Source organism: Nostoc linckia z4 (genome assembly GCF_002608075.1).
GTDB lineage: Bacteria > Cyanobacteriota > Cyanobacteriia > Cyanobacteriales > Nostocaceae > Nostoc > Nostoc linckia.
In genome coordinates this window covers 46,247-52,246 of sequence record NZ_LAHA01000057.1, presented here as the reverse complement: position 1 = coordinate 52,246, position 6,000 = coordinate 46,247, and the positions used below count along the sequence as shown (strand labels likewise).

Genomic DNA, 6,000 nt, shown 5'->3' with positions numbered 1-6,000 from the left:
AAGCATTTGGGTAAGGCTGGAAGCCCTGCTCATATTGATGCTGTCCTCTCTGTGGCTAGAAGAACTCAAATCGATCACTTAACTTCCTGCATCGACTCTCTTCGTCAAAATTGGGTGGACTTGTACGATAGCCTCAAAGAGAAAAAGTAAGTCCAATCATCTTGTTCGCGTAAAACATTCGCGAACAAAATTTTCTTTGTTTTACCTCTATTTCTCCTTAACCGAGCAGTATTGGATATCACCGAACTCTACATTAAAAATGGATATGTCACCAGTGGAGCATTTTTGCCTAACAATCAAAATCTCACTGATGGTGTGGTACTAATCCAAGTAGTAGAGGGTGAAATAGAGAAAATTGAATTAGCTGGATTAACGAGATTGCAACCAGGGTATGTGCGCTCTCGCCTCAAAAAAGCCGCGTCTACACCCTTAAATCAAAAACGCTTGGAAGAAGCACTGCAACTATTACAACTCGACCCTTTAATTCAACGGGTAAACGCTGAGTTGAGCGCAGGTAGCACATCTGGCCGCAATATCTTACAAGTGAAAATTACCGAAGCACCTGCATTTCATGGCGGAGTCTTTACAGCCAACAATCAATCTCCCAGTATTGGTTCAATGCAAGCAGGGGTGTTTCTTGTCCATGATAACTTGTTGGGTTTTGGCGATCGCTTAGCTACTGAATATGGAACTTCAAAACGAGTCGTTAGCTTTGGTTTATCTGTGAAATTCAAATTCATATCTCTAGCCTCGCAGTAAAAGCTTGCTTTGTTTATTAATACCCAGTTATTATATTCATAATGGAGAAGATAAACATTCGAGTAATCATCAATATGATAAATAAAAATAGAAAAACGCACAGCTTATTTTTCTGCTTAATCTATTGTTAAATGAAACAGATAAAAATGCACTTTTGTGCATAAGCTATCATCTCGAATTTATCCATTTTATCAATAGACAAACAGTAAGTTTATAATCAAAGATTTCTTGACCAAAACTCGAAGTTTAATATCACTTTTCCTGAATAGCGATCTTTTGCAAGTGTTGAATTCTTTCTTGTTCCTTTTCCCCTGGTAACTCCGACTTGCCAAGGTCTTGTATTAGAGTAGAACCTACCTGTCCCAGTTGACCAGGTTCAGCTAATTTGAGAGCTTCAGCTAGTGCTTCATACCATAAATCTGCTTCAGCGTAAATATTAGCTCTCTGAGAATCATTCATTGTGCTAAGCAGCTTACTTTTAACAGCCAATGGCATCTCTATAACCGTAAATTCAGATCTTGCTATTAAAGCAGTATCTGGACAACGAATTGCTACCTGCCAAAGATATTTTTTACCTATAGTTAGTCCAGGCTGGTTTTCAGACAGAGATATCTTAAAAATTCCTCCTGTTACCTGTTTTTCTATTGGATTACCCCATTGTTTGAGTTGACCAGTTGACTCAAACTCAAAAAGTCTAAACTCTATTTTATGAGCACTGGATACAAACCCGCCGAAAGTAGGATGTGAAGCTGCTGTATACCCAATATATGTTTTAGGTGCAAGGAGTGTCAGGGGTATTGCTTCACCTGGACACCCCCTGGGGCCTCCAGTCCGCGAATAGTCACTTGCAGGTTTTCGATTACGTGGTGCAAAATCAGCTATAGCTGCTGGTGCAAAAAAAAGTAATAAGCTGAGGATATAGCCAGTTACTAATCTGCGATTAATACGTTTGATGAGCGACCAGCAAAATTGAGTGTTCATAATCGTTGCTTGTTTAAACGTTTATTAAAATTACTTACCTCTTAGGAAAATAGGTTTCAGCCAATTTCTGATGCTTTTGTCGTGATTTTTACTACTTGCTAGCTGCCAGCTTATTTCACACACAGTTCCTTTGGGAGAAAGGGACTCTCGCTTAAAATAACCTCCCAAATTTCTCGCTATATTTTTGAGTTGTCTTGTACCTTTACTTTCAGAGGATGAGCTGATACCAGGACCATTATCTTTAATCCTGAGAGTGTACCAGCCTTGGTTTTCTTTACCAGTTGCTTCGATGCGTTTGGCTCCTTTGGCATGTTTTCCTATATTACATAAAGCTTCTTCGAGAAATAGACATAGTTCTCGTTTTTGTTCAAAACTCAAATATTTATCATCAATTGGCTCAAATGTACGGGTTTTCACTTTAAGAGTTTTTAAATATTCCAGGTCATCTCGTTCAAGTGTGCTGGTGTATACTTCATAAAGAAGTTCGTGAATTGAGCGTTTTAAATCAAGTTTTAAACCACTTCCTAAACGCAAACTTTCTTCTGGAGAAAGGGCTTTTAGTTTCAGATATTCGCCAATTTCCCGAATTTCATGATTGAGTTTTTCAAATTGCCAGAGTAATTGTTCGTGTGGTACATCCTGTGAACGCATATGCCTTAAGGCATTGGCTAGAGTTTGCAGTGGTCCATTATGAATAACATCAAATGTATGTTCAATCGTGCGTTGACGTTCATGAATTTGAGACTTCAAAGCCTGGTCATGTTGATAGAAAGCAAATGCACTAAGTCCTAAACTATTAATTACTAAAATTAACAAACTTGGGGTTACAGGAATCCACCATCCCCATACAATTAGTAAATAACCTACTCCAACTAAGCAAAAGCTAACAGCGCCAACAGCTAATAAGTTCTTCCATACAGATTGAGTCATTCTACCGATAATAATGGGTACAAAACCCCAAATGATAATCCACAAATATTCCCACTTATCAGACCAAACTTTTAAAAGTGGCCGTTGTTCTAAAACTGCATGAATTATTTGAGAACAAGCATGAGCATGAAATTCTACCCCTGAAACTTGCCCAGGAATTTTCAACCCTGCAATTGCCGAAGTATTAAAAAAGTCAGGTACGCTGGAGGCACTTATCCCAATTAAAACTATGCGATCTCGTAGCCAACTTGGTTGAAAATTCCCTGTTTTTATATCTTTTAGAGATAAAATCCGAAAGGGTTCTCTACCACTGCGAAAATTCAGCAGTATCTTCACACCATCTGCATTTGCCCCTACATATCCCCCAGAATTGGGTAAAAAGCGAGGGATTTCAACTGTGTCAAATCGTATAGTATCAGGGTCGCGTATACCAGTTTCAAGCTGAATGCCTTGAGCAGATAAATACGCTGCTGCTAACCGCAGAGATAGGGAAAACTTGTCCTGCATGGGATTTTGGGGATTAGTTGTCCAAAGCAGGTAACGCCTATATTTGCCGTCCTGATCTGGAATCAAATCAGAAAAACCGACTTGCTGTTGAGATAATTGCGGTGGCGGCGGAATTTGATCTGGTGGTAATACTTTTTCAATACCGATGAGATTTTTCTTCTGCTGAAATACCTTTACCAGTTGATCATTGCCAGGCTCAATGGGTATATCCCTAACAATATCAAGACCAATAGCTCTTGGCTTATACTTTTCCACTGTTTTGAGCAATGCAGCAATTTCCCCGTCTGGTATAGGATAGCGTCTTACACTCCGGATATCCGCTTCATTAATACCGATAATCACAACCTTGTCATCTGTTGGTTCCGGAGAACGTAAACGGATAAAGGTATCAAGAGTCATCCACTCCAGGACTTGTAGGGACCCTGTTAAACGTGCAATAATGACAATTACCAGGACTGCTATTCCAGGAAGCGCTGCTTGCCGCCAAATAGCAATTTCATTCTTTATTTTTCTCCCAATACTCCATCCCATAAATTTCTGATAGGAGCGTCGCTTTGCTCCAGTTAAAAGTTAAAAAATTAATTCATGTGTCAGCAGGCATATATTTTGAATTCCCTCATTCACCCTTACTGCTGCTATCACTAATGATCATTGACTAACGACTAATCAATTAATCCTTCTTCTTTGGCACGAATCTCAGTTTGAATGCGGATATTCTTACCCTCTTTCTTACAGTCTTCCGGATAAACATTGAGAACATCTTGGATTTTCGTCCAGTATGTACGCACTGCCCGTTCAGATTTATACATTCGCTCGGAAATGAGCTTATCTGTCAATCCTTCCTCAAATGCCAGTCGTAGCACCTCTAACCATTCTGGTTTCAGTTCTAATCCTGTTTTGATATCTTTTGTATGAGTTGCTCCTTGTAGTGCTAAGTTTACCCTGGTTAACATTTCCTTTTCAGAAAGTCCTTTATCTGCGATCGCAAAGCCACCCTGATGGTTGTCAATTTCATGTTTGATCCGCACCAGCGCTTTGACATAACTACTTTGCACTAGGAAATTCATATTTGGATAGTTCTTGAGTAACTCTTGAAGTAAGTTAATACCCGTATCAACTTGGGCAGTCATCCCAGGTTTTTCTGGTATAGATAAATCCATCACTACAAGGTCAAACTGAGAACAAGCAATCTGCTCAGTAGCATCTTGTGCAGTTTGAGCCTTAATGATTTCTGCATCTGGGTATTGTTGCCGTAGCACCTCAAGGGTTCCAGTCAAGATTAATTGGTGGTCATCTACCACCAATATCTTCAGTTGTCTTGATTTTGGTAAATCTTGACTTATTGTCAACTTGTCAAAGTTTACTTTGACCATATCCGCTTCTCCGTCTATATTAAAAGTTTTTTCAAGCGGCGATCGCTTCTGTCGTAGTAGCTAGGGTTTGGTATATTCAATTTGCGATCGCTGACCTCTCTCTCTGTACTGCTATTGCTTTTGCTAAACGCTAAATAACTGCATATATGCGTTCATCCTAACTAAATAATTTTATTTTGACTCCTATATTCAGTGCTGATTACACGAAATGTTAAGAATGCTGGCTGTCGTTATTGCAAATCTTAATACAAACTTACAAACTACTAGCTTACTCATACTTACTGATGTATCTACTTATTTTATTGGAGATAAAATAAGTAGATACAGAAAAGTGTATTTTTAGCTGCCATCTTGAGCAATCAGGTAAGCAGAAATCTTGGCTGTATATTTTTGGGATTGTCTTTATCGTATTTATTATCAACTGAATATTTAGTCTTATCGATTGGCTTTATTAATAATGATGGCATAGATGAATTAATTATTAGCCAATCATATCTGGAAAAATAACAAAGGAGAAATCAACATGGACAATATGCCGAACTTTGGACTCGATTTACCCGATGATCTGGAAAGTAACGAACTTCCCTTTGATACAGTCTGCGATTACGATTACGATTGCGATTACGGTACGGATGAGTTCACATTAGATGAGGATGAGTTCCATAAGAAGTTGACATCTAATCCAAATAATAATGAAAGATTTGGATGTGGGTCAAACACGTGCAGTTACTGCCACGGAAAAGGTTTTTACTGGAGCTGTGGAGAGAATGTCACCTGTATTAGATGTGGTGGAAGTGGTATCGGGAATTAAATTCATGTTTTGCGGCTGAAGCCATAGGTAAAATGAAGTTCTACGAACTAATAGATGCTTCACAATTTACAGAGGAACATATCAATAAATTGATGAGAGACAAAGTTTTTAACAGCAATTTCAGTAGTATATTCAACAGCAAACTCAACATTAACTACAAACATACATTGGATTTATGATTAGCATAGTAGTCAAAAAAATTGTTCGTCGAAATTGCTTTTTAGTAGATAAAAACGGTGGTAAGTCATGGAAGGAATTATAGTTATATTATGGGTTTTATGTGGTTGGGCTTGTTACAGTATTGCAAAGTCCAAAAATAGGAATAAAGAGCTATGGAGCGTTCTAGGTGTGTTGTTTGGAATTATTGCTCTAGCTGTTATTTTTTTATTGCCACAGCTTCCTGGATAAATTGATTAAGAGAGCGTTTACAAGAAGTGTTATGAATAGCTAAAGCCTATACTAAATATAGTCTTCAGGTATTTGAGTCAGTTACTACTGTAGACTACTAAATTTCCTATTAAGTCTGGGCTTAGTCTTTGTTAATTACTAATGATGGCAAAAGTGAATTAATTATCAGCTAAGACACTCACCCTGAAAAAGATACCACCCATTACAACTCATATCCACAACACATAAAAA

The 6,000-nt window shown here is 38.1% G+C and carries 4 protein-coding genes and 1 pseudogene; 2 read left to right on the top strand and 3 right to left on the bottom strand.

Annotated features, from left to right (window positions below; all coding sequences use genetic code 11):
- Positions 1-189 precede the first annotated feature (189 nt).
- Positions 190-699, top strand: a pseudogene (locus tag VF06_RS31030) (POTRA domain-containing protein); the annotation flags it as partial.
- 312 nt (positions 700-1,011) lie between these two features.
- On the opposite strand, the gene VF06_RS31025 reads toward VF06_RS31030, so the two are convergent.
- The 3 genes from VF06_RS31025 to VF06_RS31015 all read right to left on the bottom strand — a co-directional run bounded on the left by VF06_RS31025 (position 1,012) and on the right by VF06_RS31015 (position 4,550).
- Positions 1,012-1,740 carry a DUF928 domain-containing protein gene (locus VF06_RS31025; RefSeq protein WP_180267441.1) on the bottom strand — a complete coding sequence of 243 codons (729 nt, stop codon included), beginning with the start codon at positions 1,738-1,740 and terminating at the stop codon, positions 1,012-1,014.
- 30 nt (positions 1,741-1,770) lie between these two features.
- Complete coding sequence (locus VF06_RS31020; protein WP_099069915.1) at positions 1,771-3,708, bottom strand: sensor histidine kinase; 1,938 nt, start codon at positions 3,706-3,708, stop codon at positions 1,771-1,773.
- Between the two features lie 131 nt (positions 3,709-3,839).
- Positions 3,840-4,550: a response regulator transcription factor gene (locus VF06_RS31015; RefSeq protein ID WP_099069916.1), complete on the bottom strand. Its 711-nt coding sequence runs from the start codon at positions 4,548-4,550 to the stop codon at positions 3,840-3,842.
- Between the two features lie 707 nt (positions 4,551-5,257).
- On the opposite strand from VF06_RS31015, the gene VF06_RS43060 reads away from it, so the two are divergent.
- Complete coding sequence (locus VF06_RS43060; RefSeq protein WP_257207613.1) at positions 5,258-5,380, top strand: hypothetical protein; 123 nt, start codon at positions 5,258-5,260, stop codon at positions 5,378-5,380.
- Positions 5,381-6,000: the final 620 nt, after the last annotated feature.